This window comes from Algibacter sp. TI.3.09, assembly GCF_038154905.1.
GTDB lineage: Bacteria > Bacteroidota > Bacteroidia > Flavobacteriales > Flavobacteriaceae > Algibacter.
On record NZ_JBAKAN010000004.1, the window covers coordinates 113,734 to 136,155 of the forward strand.

General features: G+C 34.3%; 26 protein-coding genes and 1 pseudogene. 8 read left to right on the top strand and 19 right to left on the bottom strand.

Annotated elements, in window-relative coordinates:
• Positions 1–16: 16 nt before the first annotated feature.
• The 18 genes and pseudogenes from lepB to V6246_RS14020 all read right to left on the bottom strand — a co-directional run bounded on the left by lepB (position 17) and on the right by V6246_RS14020 (position 15,281).
• Positions 17–1,597: a signal peptidase I gene (gene lepB / locus V6246_RS13935; protein ID WP_341561039.1), complete on the bottom strand. Its 1,581-nt coding sequence runs from the start codon at positions 1,595–1,597 to the stop codon at positions 17–19.
• Positions 1,598–1,665: 68 nt separating this feature from the next.
• The gene (gene dapB, locus V6246_RS13940; RefSeq protein ID WP_159018299.1) at positions 1,666–2,370 is read right to left on the bottom strand and encodes a 4-hydroxy-tetrahydrodipicolinate reductase; all 705 of its coding nucleotides are present in this window, start codon (positions 2,368–2,370) and stop codon (positions 1,666–1,668) included.
• Between the two features lies 1 nt (position 2,371).
• A complete protein-coding gene (locus V6246_RS13945) occupies positions 2,372–3,010 on the bottom strand; it encodes a DUF5683 domain-containing protein (RefSeq protein ID WP_159021072.1) in 639 nt (212 codons plus the stop codon).
• On the bottom strand, positions 3,000–3,914 hold the full coding sequence (locus V6246_RS13950) for a ParB/RepB/Spo0J family partition protein (protein WP_042505754.1): 915 nt from the start codon (positions 3,912–3,914) through the stop codon (positions 3,000–3,002). The genes V6246_RS13945 and V6246_RS13950 overlap by 11 nt, the downstream gene beginning before the upstream one ends.
• A 2-nt stretch (positions 3,915–3,916) precedes the next feature.
• Positions 3,917–4,681: a ParA family protein gene (locus V6246_RS13955; protein ID WP_341561040.1), complete on the bottom strand. Its 765-nt coding sequence runs from the start codon at positions 4,679–4,681 to the stop codon at positions 3,917–3,919.
• A 132-nt stretch (positions 4,682–4,813) separates the two neighbouring features.
• Positions 4,814–5,131, bottom strand: coding sequence for an EF-hand domain-containing protein (locus V6246_RS13960; RefSeq protein ID WP_341561041.1), 318 nt, complete (start codon positions 5,129–5,131; stop codon positions 4,814–4,816).
• A 99-nt stretch (positions 5,132–5,230) separates the two neighbouring features.
• On the bottom strand, positions 5,231–5,689 hold the full coding sequence (locus tag V6246_RS13965) for a tRNA (cytidine(34)-2'-O)-methyltransferase (protein WP_341561042.1): 459 nt from the start codon (positions 5,687–5,689) through the stop codon (positions 5,231–5,233).
• Positions 5,689–6,969, bottom strand: a complete 1,281-nt coding sequence (locus V6246_RS13970) for an NAD(P)/FAD-dependent oxidoreductase (RefSeq protein WP_341561043.1) — start codon at positions 6,967–6,969, stop codon at positions 5,689–5,691. The genes V6246_RS13965 and V6246_RS13970 overlap by 1 nt, the downstream gene beginning before the upstream one ends.
• A 57-nt stretch (positions 6,970–7,026) precedes the next feature.
• Positions 7,027–7,251, bottom strand: coding sequence for a hypothetical protein (locus tag V6246_RS13975; RefSeq protein WP_341561044.1), 225 nt, complete (start codon positions 7,249–7,251; stop codon positions 7,027–7,029).
• Position 7,252: 1 nt separating this feature from the next.
• Positions 7,253–8,017 (bottom strand): tryptophan synthase subunit alpha, encoded by a 765-nt coding sequence (gene trpA, locus V6246_RS13980; RefSeq protein ID WP_341561045.1) that lies wholly within the window; start codon positions 8,015–8,017, stop codon positions 7,253–7,255.
• A gap of 40 nt (positions 8,018–8,057) precedes the next feature.
• Complete coding sequence (locus tag V6246_RS13985; protein ID WP_341561046.1) at positions 8,058–8,342, bottom strand: GIY-YIG nuclease family protein; 285 nt, start codon at positions 8,340–8,342, stop codon at positions 8,058–8,060.
• Between the two features lie 47 nt (positions 8,343–8,389).
• Positions 8,390–9,574, bottom strand: coding sequence for a tryptophan synthase subunit beta (gene trpB, locus V6246_RS13990; protein ID WP_341561184.1), 1,185 nt, complete (start codon positions 9,572–9,574; stop codon positions 8,390–8,392).
• A 69-nt stretch (positions 9,575–9,643) separates the two neighbouring features.
• A pseudogene (locus V6246_RS13995) lies at positions 9,644–10,252 on the bottom strand (phosphoribosylanthranilate isomerase); the annotation flags it as partial.
• A gap of 42 nt (positions 10,253–10,294) precedes the next feature.
• Complete coding sequence (gene trpC / locus V6246_RS14000; RefSeq protein ID WP_341561047.1) at positions 10,295–11,080, bottom strand: indole-3-glycerol phosphate synthase TrpC; 786 nt, start codon at positions 11,078–11,080, stop codon at positions 10,295–10,297.
• Between the two features lie 131 nt (positions 11,081–11,211).
• The gene (trpD, locus tag V6246_RS14005; RefSeq protein ID WP_341561048.1) at positions 11,212–12,204 is read right to left on the bottom strand and encodes an anthranilate phosphoribosyltransferase; all 993 of its coding nucleotides are present in this window, start codon (positions 12,202–12,204) and stop codon (positions 11,212–11,214) included.
• Between the two features lie 104 nt (positions 12,205–12,308).
• Positions 12,309–12,875: an anthranilate synthase component II gene (locus V6246_RS14010; protein ID WP_341561185.1), complete on the bottom strand. Its 567-nt coding sequence runs from the start codon at positions 12,873–12,875 to the stop codon at positions 12,309–12,311.
• 191 nt (positions 12,876–13,066) lie between these two features.
• Positions 13,067–14,473, bottom strand: a complete 1,407-nt coding sequence (locus tag V6246_RS14015; RefSeq protein ID WP_341561049.1) for an anthranilate synthase component I family protein — start codon at positions 14,471–14,473, stop codon at positions 13,067–13,069.
• Between the two features lie 352 nt (positions 14,474–14,825).
• On the bottom strand, positions 14,826–15,281 hold the full coding sequence (locus V6246_RS14020; protein WP_341561050.1) for a MarR family winged helix-turn-helix transcriptional regulator: 456 nt from the start codon (positions 15,279–15,281) through the stop codon (positions 14,826–14,828).
• 127 nt (positions 15,282–15,408) lie between these two features.
• On the opposite strand from V6246_RS14020, the gene V6246_RS14025 reads away from it, so the two are divergent.
• From V6246_RS14025 to xylA, 8 genes are all read left to right on the top strand, one after another.
• A complete protein-coding gene (locus V6246_RS14025; RefSeq protein WP_341561051.1) occupies positions 15,409–15,954 on the top strand; it encodes a TlpA family protein disulfide reductase in 546 nt (181 codons plus the stop codon).
• A gap of 5 nt (positions 15,955–15,959) precedes the next feature.
• Positions 15,960–16,580 (top strand): thioredoxin family protein, encoded by a 621-nt coding sequence (locus V6246_RS14030; RefSeq protein ID WP_341561052.1) that lies wholly within the window; start codon positions 15,960–15,962, stop codon positions 16,578–16,580.
• A 130-nt stretch (positions 16,581–16,710) separates the two neighbouring features.
• Complete coding sequence (locus V6246_RS14035) at positions 16,711–17,025, top strand: rhodanese-like domain-containing protein (RefSeq protein ID WP_159018283.1); 315 nt, start codon at positions 16,711–16,713, stop codon at positions 17,023–17,025.
• A gap of 6 nt (positions 17,026–17,031) precedes the next feature.
• The gene (locus V6246_RS14040) at positions 17,032–17,430 is read left to right on the top strand and encodes a rhodanese-like domain-containing protein (protein ID WP_341561053.1); all 399 of its coding nucleotides are present in this window, start codon (positions 17,032–17,034) and stop codon (positions 17,428–17,430) included.
• A gap of 152 nt (positions 17,431–17,582) precedes the next feature.
• Positions 17,583–17,852, top strand: a complete 270-nt coding sequence (locus V6246_RS14045; protein WP_159018281.1) for a hypothetical protein — start codon at positions 17,583–17,585, stop codon at positions 17,850–17,852.
• Positions 17,853–18,008: 156 nt separating this feature from the next.
• The gene (locus V6246_RS14050) at positions 18,009–18,995 is read left to right on the top strand and encodes a GntR family transcriptional regulator (RefSeq protein WP_159018280.1); all 987 of its coding nucleotides are present in this window, start codon (positions 18,009–18,011) and stop codon (positions 18,993–18,995) included.
• A complete protein-coding gene (locus V6246_RS14055) occupies positions 18,995–20,479 on the top strand; it encodes a xylulokinase (protein WP_341561054.1) in 1,485 nt (494 codons plus the stop codon). Before V6246_RS14050 ends, V6246_RS14055 begins: the two co-directional genes overlap by 1 nt.
• Before the next feature lie 143 nt (positions 20,480–20,622).
• Positions 20,623–21,939: a xylose isomerase gene (gene xylA / locus V6246_RS14060; protein WP_341561055.1), complete on the top strand. Its 1,317-nt coding sequence runs from the start codon at positions 20,623–20,625 to the stop codon at positions 21,937–21,939.
• Positions 21,940–22,006: 67 nt separating this feature from the next.
• On the opposite strand, the gene V6246_RS14065 is transcribed toward xylA, so the two are convergent.
• Positions 22,007–22,366: a hypothetical protein gene (locus V6246_RS14065; RefSeq protein WP_341561056.1), complete on the bottom strand. Its 360-nt coding sequence runs from the start codon at positions 22,364–22,366 to the stop codon at positions 22,007–22,009.
• Positions 22,367–22,422: the final 56 nt, after the last annotated feature.

A 22,422-nucleotide genomic window follows, 5' to 3' on the forward strand; every position in this document is an offset into this window, starting at 1 on the left:
AAATTTAAGTCAATAATTAGCTATTGGCCGCTTTTCTTTCTTTCCATTTTTTGAATCCAAAATATCCTGCTAACAGAATTAAAAATGGAATTAAAAAAGATGTTGCTTTTCCAGAACCGCTAACGGTTGTAAAGAAACGCTCCCATCGTGGGCTAGATCCATCCCAACTCATCCAAATAAATACAGGTTTACCAACAACGTGATCAAACGGTACAAAACCCCATGCTCTCGCATCAATAGAATTATGGCGGTTATCACCCATCATCCAATAATAATTTTGTTTAAAAGTGTATGTTGTTGCAACTTCTCCGTTTATTAAAATTTGGTTACCTCTTACGGTTACATCATTACCTTCATACTCGCTAATTACGCGTTTGTAAAGTGGTAAAACATCTAAGTTGATATCTATTGTTTTTCCTTCTTCTGGAATGTATAATGGTCCGAAAAAATCTACGTTCCAATCATAATTTGGATCGTGAGGAAAAATGTTAGCATCACGAACACCTTTTTCTTTCTTGTTAGGCGTTATGCTTGCAACGTTTGGATGGTTTTTAAACAGTGATAAAGCTTCATCGGAAATTGCTGAAAAATAGTAGGTATTGTTGTTGTTAATAATACCAAAACCATCAGTAATATCATAACGTTCTTTTAAATATGCAGGATTAAATTGATTGGTTTTTGGTTGTACCAAATAACTAAATTGTAAATGTGCACGATCTGGCAATTCGTTTTTCTTTCCGTTAATATAAACAAAACCATCGCGAACTTCTAAGCTATCTCCTGCAATACCGACACAACGTTTTACAAGGTTGGTTTTTTTATCAATAGGTTTGTAATAGTTTCTGTCTGGTTGAAAATCGTTCATGTCCAGCAATGTATCTGCTGGCTGATTGAATACAACAATATCATTACGTTCTATGTTTTCGAAACCAGGAAAACGTAAGTACGGAAGTTGTAGTTTATTGATTAATGATGTTTTACGTTCTTCGAAATTATCGTTGAATAAATATGATTTCTTTTTTAAACCAGGTATAGTATCATGTACCATTGGTGCTCCAACAGTTGTCATTGGTATTCTAGCACCATAATGAAATTTACTTACAAACAGAAAATCGCCTACTAATAAAGATTTTTCTAAAGAAGAAGACGGAATGGTAAATGGTTGAATAAAGTACGTGTGTACAATAGTGGCAGCAACAATGGCAAATAAAATAGAGCTTACCCAATCTCCAGAAGAAGATTTTGGTTGTAAATCACGATTTTCAATATAAGTTACATTGGCAGCGTAATTAAGGTAATAGTTGTAAAACCCTAATGTAAGAATGGCTAAAGCAGTATCTAAAGGTTTGTTTTTCCCAAAACTTCTAGCGGTTTCTACCCAAACTACAGGAAACATAATCATGTTAACTATGGGAAGAAAAAGAAGAATAACCCACCAAACCGGACGGTTAATTATTTTCATTAAAACTACGCCGTTGTAAACAGGAATAAAAGCTTCCCAGGCTTGTCGACCGGCTTTAATATATAATTTCCAGGTGCCTAATCCATGAATAACCTGAATTATTAAAATGAATATAAACCATTGCATTAACGTCATAATCCTAAATATTTTATTTATTGATGTAAGTAGCTAAATGAGATGTAGCGTTACATTAATTTATTTTTTTAACCAATGTTTAACACATCGTTCATTGTGAAAACACCTGTTTTTCCAACAATCCATTCCGATGCAATTACGGCTCCTAAAGCAAAACCTTGTCTGTTATGTGCCACGTGATCTATAGTAATGGTATCTACTTCACTTTGGTAAGTTACTGTGTGCGTACCAGGAACATCTTCGATACGTTTAGCAACTATAGGTAATTTTTTATCAGCTTTATCATCAAGCATCCAACCATCATAATGTGGATTGTTATTTATAATACCTTCTGCTAAAGTAATGGCAGTGCCACTTGGTGCATCTAACTTTTTTGTGTGATGAATTTCTTCCATAGAGACGTTGTATTGCTCTAAGGTACTCATCATTTTAGCTAGTGTTTTATTTAATTCGAAAAAAATATTAACGCCTAAGCTAAAATTCGAAGCATAAATAAAAGCGCCTTTTTTCTCTTCGCACAATGCTACAGCATTATCATAATTATCTAACCAACCTGTTGTTCCCGAAATAACAGGAACGTTGTTGTTTAAACAGTTTGAAATATTGTTGAAAGCTACGTCTGGAATACTGAAATCTATGGCAACATCGGCTTTAGTAATATCGTAATCTGTATCATCTTTATCAACCTTTAAAACAATATTGTGGCCGCGTTTAATGGCTATTTGTTCTATGGTTTGACCCATTCTCCCGTATCCGAGTAAAGCAATGTTCATATTAAAATTTAAAATTTAAAGTTAGTCCAAGGTTGCTAGTTGCGTCAACCTCATTAAATTGGTAATGTGGTGCCAAAGATAAATTCTCATCTACGTTATACTGCAGTAAATGAGCATCTACATTGGCTTCTATTATGTTTAAAGCATATAGACCAATAGTTACAAGAAGTGAAATTTCTTTATTTTTTCGATAAAATTCTTGCGCTGTTTCTAATCTATCTGTACTTACGCGTGGTTCGTCTAGTTTTGTTCCAGAGGAATCGAAATAAAACTCATCAGTTTCAAATCCGGCTAAACGACTTTTATAGGCATCGCGATACCTTGTGTATTCATTGCTATTGTTTATGTAAAAATAAACTCCTGTTCCTAATGCAGCGTATACAATAGGGATTTTCCAATATTTTTTGTTGTAAGCTTGCCCTAAACCTGGTAAAATAGCTGAGTAAAAAGCAGCTTTTGCAGGTCTTAACGGGTCGTAAGCTTCAGTTATTTGTAGTGTAGAATCTATTATAAATTCTTTGGGCAGTTCTTTTGTTTTTTCCTTCGGAAGAGATTCTTCCTGTGGAGCTTTATCTTGAGAAAATAAAGAAAAGCAACATAGAAAAGCGCAAAGACTTGTTATTATAAATTTATTTTGAATCACCTTCGACTAATTTTTTAATACGGTTAAAATCTTCTTCGGAATGAAATGGAATTGTAATTTTTCCTTTTCCGTTTTTAGAGACTTTAACGTCAATTTTATGTCCAAAGTATTCCGAAAACGAGCTTATGCCAGTTTTAACAAAATTTGGCATAGCTGTATTTGCTTCCTTTTTTGCAGGAGCAGCAACAGTTTCGTCGTTGTTATAATTACGAACTAATACTTCGGTGTCTCTAACCGATAATTTGTTTGATAAGATTTTTTCGTAAATATCTAATTGAATCGATTGGTCTTCGATAGTAATTAAAGCACGGCCATGTCCCATGGAAATAAAGCCATCGCGCATACCTGTTTGGATAATTGGGTCTAACTTTAATAAACGCAAATAATTGGCAATAGTAGAACGTTTTTTTCCAACGCGCTCGCTCATTTGCTCTTGCGTTAAATTTATTTCGTCTATTAAACGTTGGTATGAAAGTGCAATTTCAATAGGGTCTAAATCTTGACGTTGAATGTTTTCAACCAAGGCCATTTCTAGCGATTCTTGGTCGTTTGCAATTCTAACGTAAGCCGTAATAGTTTCTAAACCTAATAATTTAGAAGCTCTATAACGACGCTCTCCCGAAACAAGTTGATATTTATTTAGACCTAATTTTCTAACGGTTATAGGTTGGATAATACCCAACTCTTTTATAGAAGATGCTAATTCTCGTAAACTTTCTTCACTAAAATTAGTTCGCGGTTGAAATGGATTAACTTCAATAAAATCGATATCTAAATCAACAATATTTCCAATAACTTTATCTGCATTTTTATCTTCGGCCGATTGAATATCGTTACTTGGATCGTTTAAAAGTGCCGATAAGCCTCTACCTAAAGCTTGTTTTTTTGTTGCCTTCGCCATAATTAAGCGTTTTTAGTGATAACTTCTCTTGCTAAACTCAGGTAATTGGTTGCGCCTTTACTGCTAGCATCATAATTAATAATACTTTCGCCGTAACTTGGTGCTTCGCTTAAGCGAACATTACGCTGTATAATGGTTTTAAAAACCATATCGTTAAAGTGTTTTTGTACCTCTTCCACCACTTGGTTGGATAGGCGTAAGCGCGAATCGTACATGGTTAGCAATAAGCCTTCAATGTCTAATTCTGGATTGTGTATTTTTTGAACACTTTTTATAGTGTTTAATAGCTTCCCTAAACCTTCTAATGCAAAGTATTCACATTGAATTGGGATGATTACGGAATCGGCAGCTGTTAAAGCATTTAAGGTTAGCAACCCTAGCGATGGCGCGCAATCTATTAATATATAGTCGTAGTCGTCTTTTATTTCGTTTAATGATTTTTTAAGCATGTATTCACGTGCTTCTTTATCAACAAGTTCAATTTCTATAGCAACTAAGTCGATATGAGCTGGTATGATATCGAGATTTGGCGAATCAGTTTTCATGATAGCTTCTTTGGCCGTGTTAGAATGCTCTAAAAGTTGGTAGGTTCCAATTTCTACAGTTTCAACATCTATACCTATTCCAGAACTTGCATTTGCTTGAGGGTCAGCATCTATAAGTAATACTTTTTTTTCTAATACACCTAAGGATGCGGCAAGATTTACCGACGTTGTTGTTTTTCCAACGCCTCCTTTTTGGTTAGCAATTGCGATGATTTTACCCATTAATGATTTGGTTTTATTAGCTGTAAAAATACGATTATTTATTAGTAATAAAAATGTAGCTTACTATAATTAATTCATAAAAAAAAAGACAGCCCATTTGGCTGTCTTTTCATTGTAAAATGTAAGCTAATATTATTCAGCTTGTTTCTTTTTCTTATTATTTCCTTGACCTTTTCCTTTTGCCATTCCTGCCTTAAATTCCTCTAAGGTTACAGAACCATTGCTATCAGCATCCATTTTAGCAAAACGTTTTTCTAAAACTTCAGCTTCCATTTCTTTCTTGCGTTTTTTTGCTTTAAACTCATCTAAACTTATAAGTTTATCTTCATCAGTATCATAAGAAGCAAACATTTTCTCAGGATCTGGTTTCTTTTTGTCTTGTGCGTTAGTAATAGTAACAGCACATAATGCCATAACAACTAAACCGAATTTTAAATTTTTTGATGTCATTTATATTAGTTTTATAGTTAAACTTCATATTTAGACTTATTTTTTTCAAAATGGTTTAATGGGTAGGAAAAATATTTATTTTATTTTTTGAAACGTGATTTATTTTAACCTTAACTGACTTAAACCTTCGTAAATAGTTATGCTCACGGCATTTGCTAAATTCAAGCTGCGGATGTGTTCGCTGTACAGCGGAATTTTATAAAGTTGATTTGCGTAGGTTTCATTAATACATTTAGGAAGACCAACCGATTCTTTTCCGAAAACTAGAAATAAATCGTCCTCAAAAGGAATATCCCAATGTTTTTTTTCACCATGACTAGACATGAAAGCCATTTTTTTATCATGATTTATTTTGAAGAATTCATCAATATTATCGTAATACGTAATAGAAAGGTGTTTCCAATAATCGAGTCCGGCACGTTTTAATCGCGCATCCGATATTTCAAAACCAAAAGGTTTTACTAAATGTAGGTGTGAGCCAGAACCTAAAGCTAAACGGCCTATGTTTCCTGTATTGTTCGGTATTTCTGGTTCAACTAAAACGATGTTTAAAGGCATTATTCTTTTGTGGTTTTAACTTTGGTGGCAACAGGCTTCATTATAATTCGTAACGTACTGTCGTTGTTGAAATAACTAATCATCCAATTCATGAAAATGAGAAGTTTATTTTTAATACTCAAAATAAGCATTAAGTGAATAAACATCCAGGTAAACCAAGCTAAACGCCCTTGGAAACTAAACTTGGGTAAATCTACCACGGCTTTGCGTTTTCCAATAGTTGCCATAGAACCTTTATCGGTGTAGTCGTAATCTTTTAATGGTTTGTTTTTAACTTTTCTACTTAAATTTTCAGCCAAAAGCGAAGCTTGTTGCAAAGCTACACTCGCTACTTGTGCATGGCCTTTGGGGAAATTAGGAGTTTCCATGTATGCAATATCTCCTAAGGCGTAAACATATTTTAAATCAATTACTTGATTCTGGCGATCAACAATAAGTCGGTTGCCACGAGTTATACACGTTTCTGGGAAGCCTTTAATAACATTTCCGGTTACACCTGCTGCCCAAATTACATTTTTAGAGTTTATTGTTTTCCCTGTATTTAGGGTAACAATGGTGCCATCATAATCTTTAACAAAGGTATTTGTAACAACAGAAACGCCAAGTTCTTCTAAATACTTTTGAGACATTTTTTGAGAGCCTTCACTCATTGGGCTCAGTGTGTTCGGGCTGCCTTCTAATAAATATATTTTAAGTTTAGAGAAATCTTTGTCAGGGTAATCTTTAGGTAAAATGTGTTGTTTCATTTCTGCTAAAGCACCCGCTAATTCTACACCGGTTGGGCCACCACCAACAATAACAAAATTTAATAAAGTTTGCAGTTTTTCGGGTTCGCTGGTGTTTAGAGCGTTCTCAAAAGTTTGCAGAATTCTATTTCTAAGTTGTATAGCCTCAGGAATAGTTTTCATTGGGTAAGCGAAATTCTTTAGGTTTTCGTTCCCAAAATAATTGGTTGTACAACCAATAGAAATCACCAGATGGTCGTAATCAAAATCGCCAATAGGTGTATTAACAAACTGGTTTTCGAAATTAATTTCTGCGACTTCTGTAATTCTAATTCTTACGTTTTTTGCTTTTTGAAAAACCTTTCGTAACGGAAAGGAAATACTCGCAGGTTCAAGCCTAGCCGTCGCTACTTGATACATAAGTGGTTGAAATTGGTGGTAATTTTGCTTGTCAATTAAATACACCTCGTAATTGGGGTGATTTATTAAATCTTGTGCAAGTCTCAGTCCTGCGAAACCAGCACCAATAATTACAATTTTTTCTGTTTTACTCATGTTATCTTATTTTTAGGCAAGAATAAATTTTATTAATTCACTAACGATATTTGTTCTTTATTTTTTACTTATTTGAAATATTTTTAGGAGCACAATTCGTATTAATAGCACAAAAGGAAACCCGTGTAAAATAACATCAAACCAATCTTTAAGTTTCATGCCTGTTGCTCCACCTAGTATCCATTTAAGTTTACCTAGAATATGAGGTTCAGGGAAAAAAGGCGCTAAACCTAAAGTTAAGCAAATTAGTAAAACAAGTTTCCAATCGTTCAGTACTTTCATTTTAACCGAGTATCGATTTCACAAATACATCCGTTTTGTTAACACCGTTTTCCGTTATGTGTTTTATAAAAGCACTACCAATAATGGCACCTTTGGCATGTTCTGTAGCCTGCGTAAAAGTTTCATTATCCGAAATTCCAAAACCAATAACCTGTGGGTTTTTTAGTTCCATTTTTGCAATACGCTCAAAATAGCTCATTTGTTCGTCTCCAAACCCAGAACTACTTCCTGTAACACTAGCGCTACTTACCATATATATAAAGCCATTCGAGATCGAATCGATAAAATTAATACGCTCCACAGAGGTTTGTGGCGTAATTAAAAATACGTTTATCAGGCCGTATTTCTCAAAAGTCGCTTTATATTCGTCGTTATAAACATCTACAGGTAAATCGGGAATTATTAAGCCATCGATACCAATTTCTTGACATTTTTTACAAAACGCCTCCACACCATATTGCAACATTGGGTTGAAATACCCCATAATTATTAATGGAATAGATACCGTTTTTCTAATATCTTTTAACTGATCGAAAAGCACCTCGGTAGTCATACCATTTTTCAGTGCTTGCGTCGAACTTGCCTGTATCGTTGGGCCATCGGCCAAAGGGTCACTAAACGGAAGTCCGATTTCTATCATGTCTACACCGTTTTTTTCCAAATTTTCAATGATGGAAACAGTATCGGTTAAACTCGGGTAGCCTGCTGTAAAATATATAGATAGCAGTTTTTTATCTTCTTGTAATTTTTTATTTATTCTATTCATTTTCAAGACTGTTTTTCATTCCCTCGAAGGAGGGAATCTTTTAAATGTATTCGGAAAGGTCTTTCCAATCAGGGTTTAAACTATTTATTAAATTGATTTTCCAGGCTCTATTCCATTTCTTAATTTGTCGCTCTCTTTTTATTGAGTTGTTTACGTATTTCGTTGTTTCAAAGTAAACTAATTTATCAACATTATATTTTCCTGTAAAGGGTTTTGAACTATTGTTTTTATGTTGATTTAGCCTAACCTTTAATTGTTTAGTACGCCCAACATACAGAACTGTATGGTTCTTATTTGTTAATATGTAAACGTAATGTACGTCCATGGTTTTACTTTGAGATTTCCGCCTTCGCGGAAATGAAAAAACGAAACTTATATCTTAAAATATTCAATATAATTCTGTAAATCCTTATCACCACGTCCTGAAAGACTCACAACAACCACGTCGTCTGGTTTAAAGGTTTTTTCTTCAAAAATAGCCAGCGCATGCGAACTCTCAATAGCCGGAATAATACCTTCTAGTTTACATAAATCCAAACCAGCCGTCATAGCTTGATCATCGGTAATCGACATAAATTCAGCACGTCCCGTTTTGCATAAATGTGCGTGGATTGGGCCAACACCAGGATAATCTAAACCAGCCGAAATAGAGTAGGGTTCTGTAATCTGTCCGTCTTTAGTTTGCATTAACAAGGTTTTACAACCATGAATAACACCTTCGTGTCCTAAAACAGAAGTCGCAGCACTTTCTCCAGAATTAACACCTAAACCAGCCGCTTCAACAGCAATAATTTTTACATCAAGTTCGTGTAAATAATGGTAGTATGTTCCGGCAGCATTACTTCCGCCACCAATACAAGCCACAACATAATCAGGGTTTTCTCTACCGATTTGTTCTTTTAATTGCCATTTTATTTCTTCGGAAATTATTGATTGAAATCTAGTAACCATATCTGGGTATGGGTGAGGGCCAATAGCCGATCCAATAATATAGTGCGTATTCACAGGGTTGTTAATCCAATCGCGAATGGCTTCGTTTGTAGCATCTTTTAAAGTTCTACTTCCAGAAAGTGCAGGTACAACGGTAGCGCCTAACATTTTCATTCTGGCTACGTTTGGTGCTTGACGCGCAATATCAATTTCACCCATGTAAACAATACATTCTAGTCCCATTAAAGCGCAAACAGTAGCAGTGGCAACACCGTGTTGTCCGGCTCCAGTTTCAGCAATAATTCTAGTTTTACCTAAACGTTTGGCCATTAAAATTTGTCCAACCGTATTGTTTATTTTGTGTGCGCCAGTATGGTTTAAATCTTCACGCTTTAAATAAATTTTGGTGTTGTATTTTTCAGAAAGACGTTTAGCAAAATATAAAGGAGATGGGCGACCAACATAATCTTTTAAAAGTTGATCGAATTCCTTTTTGAAATCTGGTTCTGCCATCACTTTTAAATAGTTCTGGCGTAATTCTTCCACATTCGGGTAAAGCATTTCTGGAATAAATGCACCACCAAATTCGCCGTAATAGCCTTTTTCGTTTACGTTATAATTTTCCATATGTTTATTTAAATTTGAGTCTGTTCCATGGTTTCCATGGAAAAACAAATTTGTTTTAAAGTCTTTTAATAATTCTATATTTTTTAATCCCGGTTCTATTTCAAACTTACTGTTTACATCTAGTGCATAACAGTATTTTGAAGCCATACTTTGTTGAAACTTTTTAACGGCTTCAATTTCATCAAAACCAATACCTCCACTTAAAAAGAAGGGTTTGGTTGAAGGATATGCGTTTAACACATTCCAATCGAAAGTATAGCCATTTCCGCCTGGGTGTTTTCCTTTGGTATCAAATAAAAAGTAATCGCAAACGGCTTCATAAGGTTTTAAAACCTCAAAATTGAATTCGTTTTTAATAGAGAATACTTTAATTATTTCAAGAGATGTTGAAACAAGTTCAGCATGACGATTTTTTAAATCGTAACAGTATTCTGGCGATTCTTCGCCGTGTAATTGAACAGCTTGTAAGTTGAATGTTTTTATTTTTTCAATAACAACTTGCAAATCTTCATTAACAAAAACACCTGTTTTTTTTATAGAGCTTGATATTTCTGGAATCGATGTGTCAAAATTTCTAGACGATTTATCGTAGAATATAAAACCTAAATAGTCGGGCTGTAAAGCAGCGACTTCAGTTATATTTTCTTGATATTTCATTCCGCAAATTTTCAGTTTCATGATGTTCAATTTGTGTTGTTCTAAAATAAATTCAGTGAAATTCTAGCTATTCAATTGGTTTATAAAATCAGTAGCACTTGCGCCAGGATTGTCTGTTTTCATAAAGTTTTCACCTATTAAAAATCCTTGATATCCAAAAGGCTGAAGTTCTTTAATGGCTTCAACGCTGCTTATACCACTTTCTGATACTTTTACAAAATCGTTTGGTATCTGTGTGCTTAATAATTTGCTAGTTTCTAAACTAACTTCGAAGGTCTTTAAATTTCTATTGTTTACACCAAGCATATCTAAACTTGGCATAATAGATTTATGTAACTCCTCTTCGTTATGCACTTCTAAAAGCACATCTAGATTTAAGCTTTTAGCAAACTCAGAGAATTGTTTTATTTCGTCTCGAGATAGAATAGCTGCAATTAAAAGAATAACATCTGCACCATAAGCCTTGGCTTCTAGCATTTGATATTCATCAATTATAAATTCTTTTCTGAGTAAAGGCAAGTTGCAACTTGCTCTTGCTGTTAACAAATCGTCTAGAGAGCCTCCAAAGTATTTTCCATCGGTTAGAACAGACATACCGCAAACGCCAGCATCTTGATAGCCTTTTGCTACATCTTGAACGTTTAATCCGTTATTAATTACAGATTTTGATGGCGATCGGCGTTTATGTTCGGCTATAATTCCAGATTTACTATTGCGTAGATTGTTTGCAAGTGAAATGGTTTGTTTTCCAAATAAAACAGATTGTTCTAATTGAGAAACTGGAATTAAACTTTTACGAAGTTCAACTTCCTTACGCTTATCTAATGTTATTTTGTCTAAAATGTTCATTTTTTAGTGTTGAGTTGGCAGAGTTTAATTTGAAGACGACTTCGACTTTAATAATTATCTGCTTAATTCTAAACTTAATTTTTATGTGTGTGAGTAAGTCTGAAAACTGTGACTGCCACCGTTAATTTTTTTTACTTGCTCAGTTCAATTAATTTATCTAAACTCGTTTTTGCTTTTCCAGAAAACAACGATTCTTTTGCTAGTTCAAAACCTTCTTGATGCGAAATTTGTTTTGAAGTAGCAATAGCTAAACCAGCATTAGCACAAACTACATTGTTTTGGGCTTCAGTTCCTTTTCTAGAAATGATATCAACAAATATAGTTGCGGCATCTTTTATAGAGTCTCCACCAAAAATATCTTCTTGTTTAATTATTGAAATGCCTAAATCTTCAGGTGAAAAAAGTTTTTCTGTATGATTAGAAATAATTTTAGCTTTCCCTGTTAATGAAATTTCATCGTAACCATCTAAAGCATAGACAATGTTATAATTATGCCCTGTGTTTTGAAATAAGAAACTATAAAGTCTTAAAACTTCTAAATTAAAAACACCTAAAACATGATTTTTTGGAAACGATGGATTAACCAAAGGGCCTAACATATTGAAGAAAGTTTTAACACCAAGTTCCTTACGAATAGGTGCTACGTTTTTCATTGCTGGATGAAATAGTGGTGCATGTAAAATACATATACCTGCTTGGTCTAAAGCGCGTTTTAAAAAATCTTCATTATTAGAAAATTTAACACCTAAATGCTCCATAACATTTGAAGAACCCGATGTAGATGAAACTCCGTAATTTCCATGTTTAGAAACATGAACACCTGCGCCAGCCGTAATAAAAGCCGATAGGGTAGAGATGTTGAATGTGTTTTTACCATCGCCGCCAGTACCTACAATATCAATAGCATTAAAATCGCTAAGATTTACCGGTAAACAAAGCTCTAGAAGTGCATCTCTAAAACCTTTTAGTTCTTCGAGAGTAATGCTTCTCATCATGAAAACTGATAAAAAACATGCTATTTGGCTCGGGTTATACACATCGTTGGATATGTTTACCAATATTTGTTTAGCCTCTTCGGTAGATAGAGTGTCGTGGTTTATTAATCTGTTTAGTAAGTTTTTCATTTCTGTAAAAGAGATAATTGTTACTGGTTAATGGTTATTGGTTAATTATGTTTTTTCATCCGAGTAAGTACTGCTTCACTGCGACTGTAAACTGCGACTATTTTTTAATTCTCCACCCAGTTTTTTAATATCGCTTTTCCGTTAGGTGTTAAAACCGATTCAGGATGATATTGTACACCACGAACATCGTAAACTTTATGGCGTAAAGACATAATTTGTCCGTTAGCATCTACCGATGTGGCTTCTAAACTTTCTGGTAAGTTTGGGTTTACTACCCAGGAGTGGTAACGTCCAACTTCTATGTTTTTATCTAAACCTTTAAACAAGATTTCGTCGTCTACGGTTATAGTAACATTTGTTGCTACACCGTGGTAAACTTCTTCTAAGTTTATAAGCGAACCTCCGAAAACTTCACCTATGGCTTGTTGGCCAAGGCAAACACCTAAAATACTTTTTGTTGGTGCGTAAGTTTCTATAATGGCTTTTAGTAAACCAGCTTCGTTTGGAATTCCTGGACCTGGAGATAGTACGATTTTATGGAACGGTTTAACATCGTCTAGAGTGAGTTTGTCGTTACGTACCACGGTAACATCGCAGTTTAAATCTTCTAGGTAATGAACTAGATTGTATGTGAAACTGTCGTAATTATCTATGACTAGTACTTTCATGATTTTATTTTTTTTCAGATGAATCTGAATTTATTTTATTAGTCGAGTAAGTGTTGGTTTACTTTGACTTTTTATTTTCTTCTTCTACTTGCTTTTTACTTGAGTAAACACTGACAACTGCCAACTGCCAACTGCTACTGAATACTGAGACTCTCTTCAATGTCCGTCCCCTTTTCGAGTAACGTCCAAATTATTTAAATGTCTTCGGCAACTTTTATGGCTTTTGTTAATGCGCCGAGTTTGTTAAATACTTCTTGTAGCTCGCTTTCGGCATTGGATTTTGATACCATTCCGGCGCCTGCTTGCCAGTTTAATTTATAGTCTTTACTTAAAAAAGTACGGATCATGATGGCGTGATTGAAATTGCCGTCGAAATCCATAAAGCCTATGGCGCCACCGTAATAGCCACGACTTGTTTTTTCGTACTGCTCGATAAGTTGCATGGCGCGGTGTTTTGGAGCGCCACTTAAGGTTCCTGCCGGAAAAGTGTCGGCTACGACTTGCATGGTTGAGGTGCTTTTGTGTTTTTTGCCAACGACTTTACTAACGAGGTGAATAACGTGCGAGAAAAACTGAACCTCGCGGTAGGTTACTACTTTTACTTCGCTGCCGTGACGACTCAAATCGTTTCGGGCAAGATCCACAAGCATAACGTGTTCGGCGTTTTCTTTGTCGTCTTTTTTAAGTTTTTCCGCTAATATTTCGTCTTGTTCTTCATCGCCTGTACGTTTAAAAGTTCCGGCAATAGGATGGATTTCGGCCATACCTTCGGAAACAATAAGTTGAGCTTCGGGCGAACTACCAAATATTTTAAAATCGCCATAATCGAAATAAAACAAATATGGTGATGGGTTTATGCTACGAAGGGCGCGATAGATATTGAAATCGTCACCAGTAAATTCTTGTGAAAAACGACGTGATAATACGAGTTGAAAAACATCGCCTCGCGCACAGTGTTTACGTGCTAATTCAACTTGGTTTTTAAATTCGTCGTCGGTTAAATTAGATTGTATATCGCCTTTAGATTTGAAATTATAAGATGCAAAGTTTTGCACGTTTATAAGTTTATCAATGGCATCGATATTATTTTCGGCATCATCATAACAATGCGCGAAAATATAAGCTTCGTTTTTGTAATGGTTTATGGCAATGATGTTTTTGTAAACCGCATAATAGATGTCTGGTATAACTACCGAGTTGTCTTTTTTGCTAATTTGTACATCTTCAAAATACCGCACGGCATCGTAAGCAGTGTAACCAAATATACCGTTGTTTATAAACTTAAAATCTTCGTCGGATTGTGGTTTAAAACGTTTGGTGAAATCGTGAATTTCATCGGCTACATTTATATCGCTTGTAATATTAAGTGAGGTTGAACTGCCATCTGGAAAAGTTTGCGATATCACTTCATTCTCTACCTTTATAGATGCGATTGGGTTGAAACAGATGTACGAGAAGTTTTTATGACTTCTATGGTAGTCGCCACTTTCTAATAGAATACTGTTTGGGTATTTATCGCGTATTTTATAGTAAACAGATACAGGTGTAATAGTATCTGTTAATATTTTTTTGTGATGTGTGTATAGACTAAATTTTTCCATTTATTGTTTTTTGTATTTCGGCAAATGGCCAAAAAGTGAACGGTTTTAAAATAAAAAAAAGGCTTGTCGTGAATGACAAGCCTTTTGGATATTTTTAAGTTTTAAATATACTCGGGTTTCTTCACGAATTTTAGTTTCGAAAGCTCCACCACCAAGATTTATTTAAAAAAATGTTCATTGTTATTTATTATGTTGGTTCAAATATAAAGATTGAAAAAGTATTAAACAAAACTTTATTCATTTTTTACGAAAAAAGGAAAAATAGCTTTAGTTTGTTAGGGATTCCCTTTTAAAAAAGACTGCTATAATAAGTACAGCAGTCTTGGTTGGTTACTAAGGGTATAGGGAAACCCTACTTTGCTATTAACCTTAATTTTCTCAAAAGCGCAGTTAATTCCGCTTTTTCGTTAGTGGTTAGGCCCGCCACTAATTCGTTTTCTGTTGTTGTTAATATTTCGTCTGTTCTTTTTAATAAATCTAAACCTACGTTGGTTATTGTTAAATCTATTTTACGTTTATTTTCTATGTTAATTACACGTCTTACACAGTTTTTAGCCTCTAGTTTATCTATTAATCGTGTGGTATTGCTCATTTTGGTAATCATATGTTCTTGAACTTCTGCCAAAGAAATAGGATTGCCCTTTTGCCCGCGTAAAATTCTAAGCACATTAAATTGTGGTTCAGAAATTCCGTAAGGCTTAAGTGCTGAATTCATTTTAGAACTCACCTCGTTTATTGTTTGTAATAAGCTAATAACCAATTTTTTATTTATAGGTAATTTAGAGTTGATATGTAGTGAATCGTCCATGTTATGTACCAGTTAAATAACTGTTGTACATACAAATGTATGTAAAATTTTGAGGAATTTTCCGTTTTTGTATAAAAGTTTGTTAAACAGGTAGAAAAGTAAAATAAGATGAATTAATTTTATAGTTATGAAACGATATCTCTTTGTAATAACCGTACTATTAATTGTTAGTTGCGGAAATAAAAATAAACAAAATAATGATTCAACTCAAGACGTAGAAGTGATCGGAATTCAGCCTGAAACAGAACGCGATTTTGATCTTGAAGTTTATGATTTTCAGGGTTTAAAGCCATTTTTGAATAAGGAAGATGATAAAATTCATGTTATTAATTTTTGGGCGACTTGGTGTGCGCCATGTGTTAAAGAATTGCCATATTTTGAAAAGCTGAAGTCTGAATACGGTAATAAGAACGTAGATTTCACATTGGTGAGTTTAGATTTTCCACATATGTATGACTCTAAATTGAAACCCTTTATTTTGAAACAACAATTGAAATCGAAAGTAATCGCTTTAGATGATGTTGATAGTAACTCTTGGATTCCGCAGGTCGATGAGGGTTGGTCGGGGTCGTTACCAGCAACAATAATCTATAAAAATGGAGAACGTAAGTTTTTTGAAAAATCTTTTACCTACGAAGAATTAGAATATGAATTAAAGCAATTTTTAAATTAAACGTTATGAAAAAAACAATTAAAATAATGTCGGTAATTCTGGTAGTGCTTTGTGCAAGTGCATTTACCTTAAAAACATCTAACGGTGCTGGGGGGTATGGTATTGGTGATATTGCTGAAGATTTTTCTTTGAAGAATATTGATGGAAAAATGGTTTCGCTTTCCGATTATAAAAATGTTAAAGGTTTTATAGTAACCTTTACTTGTAACACCTGCCCATATGCCGTAATGTACGAAGATCGTATTGTGGAGCTCGATAAAAAATATGCAAAGTTAGGTTACCCTGTAATTGCTATAATGCCTAATAACACAGATGTTATGCCTGGTGATAGTTTAGAAGCTATGAAAAAGCGTGCAGAAGAAAAAGGATTTACTTTCCCTTATTTAATAGATGAAAAGCAAGAAATCTATCCGAAATTTGGAGCAACAAAAACACCTCATGTTTTTATTTTACAGAAAACAAACCAAGGTAATGAGGTGAAATATATTGGGGCAATAGACGATAATTATAAAGATGCAAACGCCGTAACAACTAAATATGTTGAAAATGCTGTAGATGCTTTACTTAATGGAAAAGACGTTAAGGAAACAGAAACAAGAGCGATAGGTTGCGGTATAAAAGTATAACGAAGTAATATGATTATAAAGACTGATAAAAATCTGAGGTGTAATACTTCAGGTTTTTTTTCGTCTATCATGTTATAAATATTAAATTTGTTTTTAATAAAATATTAAACAAAAAACCAACATCATAACAATGGAAGATTTAACACAAGAGGAGTGGACAGAGCAATTAGCTAAAGATGAGAATGCGGTAATTTTAGACGTAAGAACAGATGCTGAGGTAGCCGATGGTATTATTGCTGGTGCTAAGCATATCGATATATATAAAGGACAAGAATTTATAAGTGAAATAGAAGCGCTAGATAAAAGCAAAAACTATTACGTGTATTGCCGTTCTGGTAATCGCAGTGGGCAGGCTTGTGCTATTATGGATCAATTAGGTTTTGCAAATGCATACAATTTAGAAGGAGGCATGCTAGATTGGACTGGTGATGTTGTAGATTTATAATAGTTTATGAAGAAAATTTCAATACTGATAACCATCTTTTTTTGTGCTATTATGTTTAACTGTAAAGCACAAAATGATGATATAGTTACTAAAGTGACCCCAGAGGAATTAGTGGTGCTTTTGAAAGAGCAAAAAGAGATAAAATTAATTGATGTTAGAACACCAGAAGAGTATGGTGCGGGGCATATTTCTAGAGCAGAAAACATTAATTTTTTCTCTGAAAATTTTTCTGAATCTTTAGCGGAATTAAACAAGGAAGAACCGTTGGTAATTTATTGTAAGTCAGGTCGAAGAAGCGGTAAAAGTGTCGCTGCTTTTAAGGAATTAGGCTTTACAAAAATATACGAATTAGAAGGCGGTGTTTTAAATTGGAAATCGAAAAATTTTGAGGTTAAAACAAAATAACTTGTATTTTTTACGTTTATCTGTTTTTTCTTACTGATAGTCTTTTTTATTCTTCTATCATATTTGTTTTCGCTAACTTTATTTTGATTTAAAAATATAGTTTAACCTACTGGTTTTTAAGTTTTAATTCTAATTAATCCCTCATAGAATTTATGGAAAATGGTTATGTCATTATTGGTATAATAGCCCTGCTCTTTGTTAGTATGTATGGCTATTCGTATTGGTCCGTTTTTAAAGAAAAGGCCAGGCAAAAAGAAGAAGGCTTACTACAAAGAGAGGCGCAAGAAAAGAGGCGTCAAGACCGAGTAGAAAAGCAAGAAGCTTTGTTAGAACGCGTTCGTATTTTTAATGAGCGTAAAGAAGAAAAACGAGCAGAAACTCGACTACTTCGCAAAGTAAAAACGGAGCAAAAAGTAAGTTAAGCTTCGTCTAAAATATTTTTTTATAAACCATGTATATTTTTAAAATGTACATGGTTTTTTTATGCTCTAAAAAAACTTTTTTGAAAAATTATAATAATGAATAAAATTTAATTTCTATATTTGCATACCAGACCAGAACAGTATGGTTTTTAAAATATGAATTTTGAAATTAATATAAATAGCGAAACACCTAAGTACCAGCAGTTGGTTAATGCTATAAATAACGAGCTTGCAAATAATAGATTAACCAGTGGCGATGCCTTGCCATCGGTAAATGCGGTATGTAAATCTCTTCAGCTTTCTCGCGATACTGTTTTTAAAGCCTATTCTATTTTAAAGGAGCATGGTGTAATCGAGTCTGTGCCAAACAAAGGCTATTATGTAGCTAATGAAACACGTAAAGTGTTATTGCTTTTAGATACCTTTAAAGCCTATAAAGAAGTATTGTATCATTCTTTTGTAAATAATTTACCCGAAAATGTTATTACCGATATTCAGTTTCATCATTATAATATAGATAATTTTAAAACCATTATTAATAACAGTAAAGGCAAGTATTATAAATACGTGGTAATGACTTTCGATAATAAAGAAGTTGCTGAGGTTCTGTCCGATATTGACGATAGTAAACTGTTGTTAATAGATTGGAATGTGCATGCTAAAAAGAACAATAACTTTGTTTTTCAAGATTTCGGAAAATCATTTTACACTACATTAAAGGAGGCGACGCCAGCTTTTCAGAAATACAAAAAAATAATACTTGTTTATCCAACATTTACGCATCACCCTATAGAAACGGTAAAATATTTTAAAACCTACTGTAAAGAAGCAGGTTTTAATTTCGATATTATTACCAATCCAAAAGAATTTATCATTAAAAAGAACGAAGCTTATATTAGTGTTAGCGATCGTGTTTTAGGCTTTTTTCTAGAGCAATGCCGTAGCAATAATTATGAGCCAGGTACAGATGTTGGGTTTTTATCATATAATGAAACACCTATGAAACAATTTATCTACAAAGGTATTTCGGTTATTTCAACAGATTTTAAAGTGCTAGGCGCCAAAGCGGCGAGTTTTGTTAGCGAAGACACAGTTATTCAAGAATACATACCAACCAAACTAATTTTAAGAGACTCATTATAATGAATTACAACTTAGGAATCGACATTGGCAGTTCGTCAATAAAAGTCGCGTTAGTAGAAACAGAAACAGGTAAAAGTTTAGGCGTAGTACAAGAGCCTAAAGAAGAAATGGGCATGTTTGCGCAAAAAAATGGCTGGGCCGAGCAAAAACCAAACGATTGGTGGATGCATATTTGCAATGCCATTACACGTTTAAAAAAGCAATATAATGTTAGCCGTACAGAAATAAAGGGGATTGGTATTTCTTACCAAATGCACGGTTTGGTTGTGGTCGATAAAAATGGAGAGCCATTGCGTAAAAGTATCATTTGGTGCGATAGTCGTGCGGTAGAAATTGGTCATAAAGCTTTCGCTGAAGTTGGCGAGGCTAAATGTGCCGAGCATTTACTTAATTCTCCCGCAAACTTTACTGCTTCAAAATTAAAATGGGTAAAAGATAACGAACCCGATATTTACAGTAAAATTTACAAATTTATGTTGCCTGGCGATTATGTGGCGTATAAATTTTCAAATAAAATAAATACAACAATTTCAGGGCTTTCCGAAGGTATCTTTTGGGATTTTAAAAACGATAGCGTAGCCAATTTTCTATTAGAACATTATGGTATTAGTGCAGATTTAATTCCGGACATTGTAGATACTTTTGGTAACCAATCTCAAGTTGATGAGCATGGCGAGCAAGAAAGTGGTATTGCAGCCGGAACACCAATTTATTACCGTGCCGGAGATCAACCAAATAATGCACTGTCTCTAAATGTTTTTAACCCTGGCGAAGTAGCTGCAACCGGTGGAACATCTGGTGTAGTGTATGCTGTAACCGATAGTCTTTCGGGGAAAGAAAGCACGCGAGTAAATAATTTTGCACACGTAAACTATACCAAAGAAAACAAAAATATAGGTAAATTATTAAACATCAATGGGGCTGGAATACAATACCGCTGGTTATTAAATAACCTCGACGTAAGCTCTTACGAAGAGATGAATAATATTGCATCCGAGATCCCAATCGGGTCAGATGGAGTGTGCATTTTACCATTCGGAAACGGCGCCGAGCGTATGCTAAACAACAAAAGTATTGGCACACGTATGGTAAACGTAAACCTTAACAATCATAACAAAGCACATCTATGTCGGGCTGCTTTGGAAGGTATTGCCTTTTCATTTTTATACGGCATGGAAATTCTAAAATCCGATGGTATAAAAGCAAGTGTTATTCGTGCCGGAAACGATAACTTATTCCGTTCCGAGATCTTTGCAAACACCGTAGCAACCTTAATTGGGCAAGAAATAGAAATCTATAATACCACCGGAGCTATTGGTGCGGCACGTGCGGCAAACCTGCATAAAGGCGATTTTGAGGCCTTCGGAAAAACTATAATGGACAACGATCATGTTATGACGTTTATGCCGTTTAAAGACAAAACACCATACACCGAAGCATACAATAACTGGAAAAAAGAACTAGAACTCGTATTAAATAAATAAAATAAGGGCGTTACCACAAGGGTCGGGCTTTACGTTACAAGTCCTCGCACTTCCTGCGTCAGGCTGTGGGCTTTTCACTGCAATCCCTAACGCAAACAAACATTAGAAAAATAAAAAATAATATCAACAAATAATTTAACATTATGGCTACTAAAGAATATTTTAAAGGCATTAGCAACATTAAATTTGAAGGTAAGGAATCTGATAATCCATTAGCATTCAAATATTACAATCCGGACCAGGTTGTAGCAGGAAAAACCATGAAAGAATGGTTTAAATTTTCAATTGCTTACTGGCATACATTCTGTGGGCAAGGTGGAGATCCATTTGGTCCAGGAACACAAAGTTTTGAGTGGGATAAATCATCAGATCCAATTCAAGCGGCAAAAGATAAAGCCGATGCAGCTTTCGAATTTATCGGAAAAATGGGCTTCGATTATTTCTGTTTCCACGATTTCGATTTAATTCAAGAAGGTGCAACATTTGCAGAGTCAGAAAGTAGATTAGAGACTATTACAGATTACATAAAAGGTAAACAAGCCGAAAGTGGTGTAAAATTACTTTGGGGAACAGCAAACTGTTTTTCTAACCCACGTTACATGAACGGTGCTTCTACAAATCCAGATTTCGATGTGGTAGCTAGAGCAGGCGGACAAGTAAAATTGGCTTTAGATGCTACTATTAAATTAGGTGGTGAAAACTACGTGTTCTGGGGAGGTCGTGAAGGTTACATGTCTTTATTAAATACCGATATGGGGCGTGAACTAGACCACATGGGACAATTTTTAACCATGGCTAGAGATTACGCAAGAGCACAAGGTTTTAAAGGTAATTTCTTTATTGAGCCTAAGCCAATGGAGCCATCTAAACACCAATACGATTTCGATTCGGCTACAGCTATCGGTTTCTTAAGAGAATATGGTTTAGATAAAGATTTCAAAATAAATATAGAAGTAAACCATGCAACATTAGCACAACATACGTTCCAACACGAAATTGAAACGGCTGCAAAAGCTGGTATGTTAGGTAGTTTAGATGCTAACCGTGGCGATTACCAAAATGGTTGGGATACAGATCAATTTCCAAACAATATTCAAGAAACAACAGAAGCTATGTTAGTTTTTATGAAAGCTGGTGGTTTACAAGGTGGTGGTGTTAATTTCGATGCTAAAATTAGAAGAAACTCAACCGATTTAGACGATGTGTTCCATGCACATATTGGTGGAGCAGATACTTTTGCTAGAGCATTATTAACAGCCGATAAAATTATTACAGATTCAGCTTACGATAAATTACGTACAGAGCGCTACAGTTCTTTCGATGCAGGAAAAGGTAAAGATTTTGAAGCGGGTAAATTAAACTTACAAGATTTATATAAAATTGCTCAAGATAATGGTGAACTGAAATTAAAAAGCGGTAAGCAAGAATTGTTTGAGAATATTATCAATCAGTATATCTAGATTCTAGAATAAGAGAATAGAATTCATTTTTAAAAGAGCTCAAAAATCATTAGGTTTTCGGGCTTTTTTAATTCAATAACTCTCTTTTTTCTGTTATTTTAAAACAGCGTTCTTCTCCTAAAAATAATGGGTCTCCATATTTTTCAGACCAAAAACCTTCAAGTAAATCAGGTGTTAGGCATTTGTAAACCACAACGCCTTTGTATATTTTGTGGTCTTCACCTTCATAATTAAAATTAATAACGAGTATGTTGTTTTTAAAAAAACCGGTTCCGGTTTGTGTCTGTGAGTTTCCAATAATCCATTGCGCTTCAATTCTTTGGTTTGCATCAATAGATAGATTTAGAAGGCCTTGGTAAGGTGTTTTTTCTTCATCTTGATTAAAACCTTCAATAGTATATTTTCCGATGATGTCGTTTACAGTCATATTGGGCAAAGTTATTGATTTTAAGTAACGAATTCCTTAGAAAGTTTGGATAACTA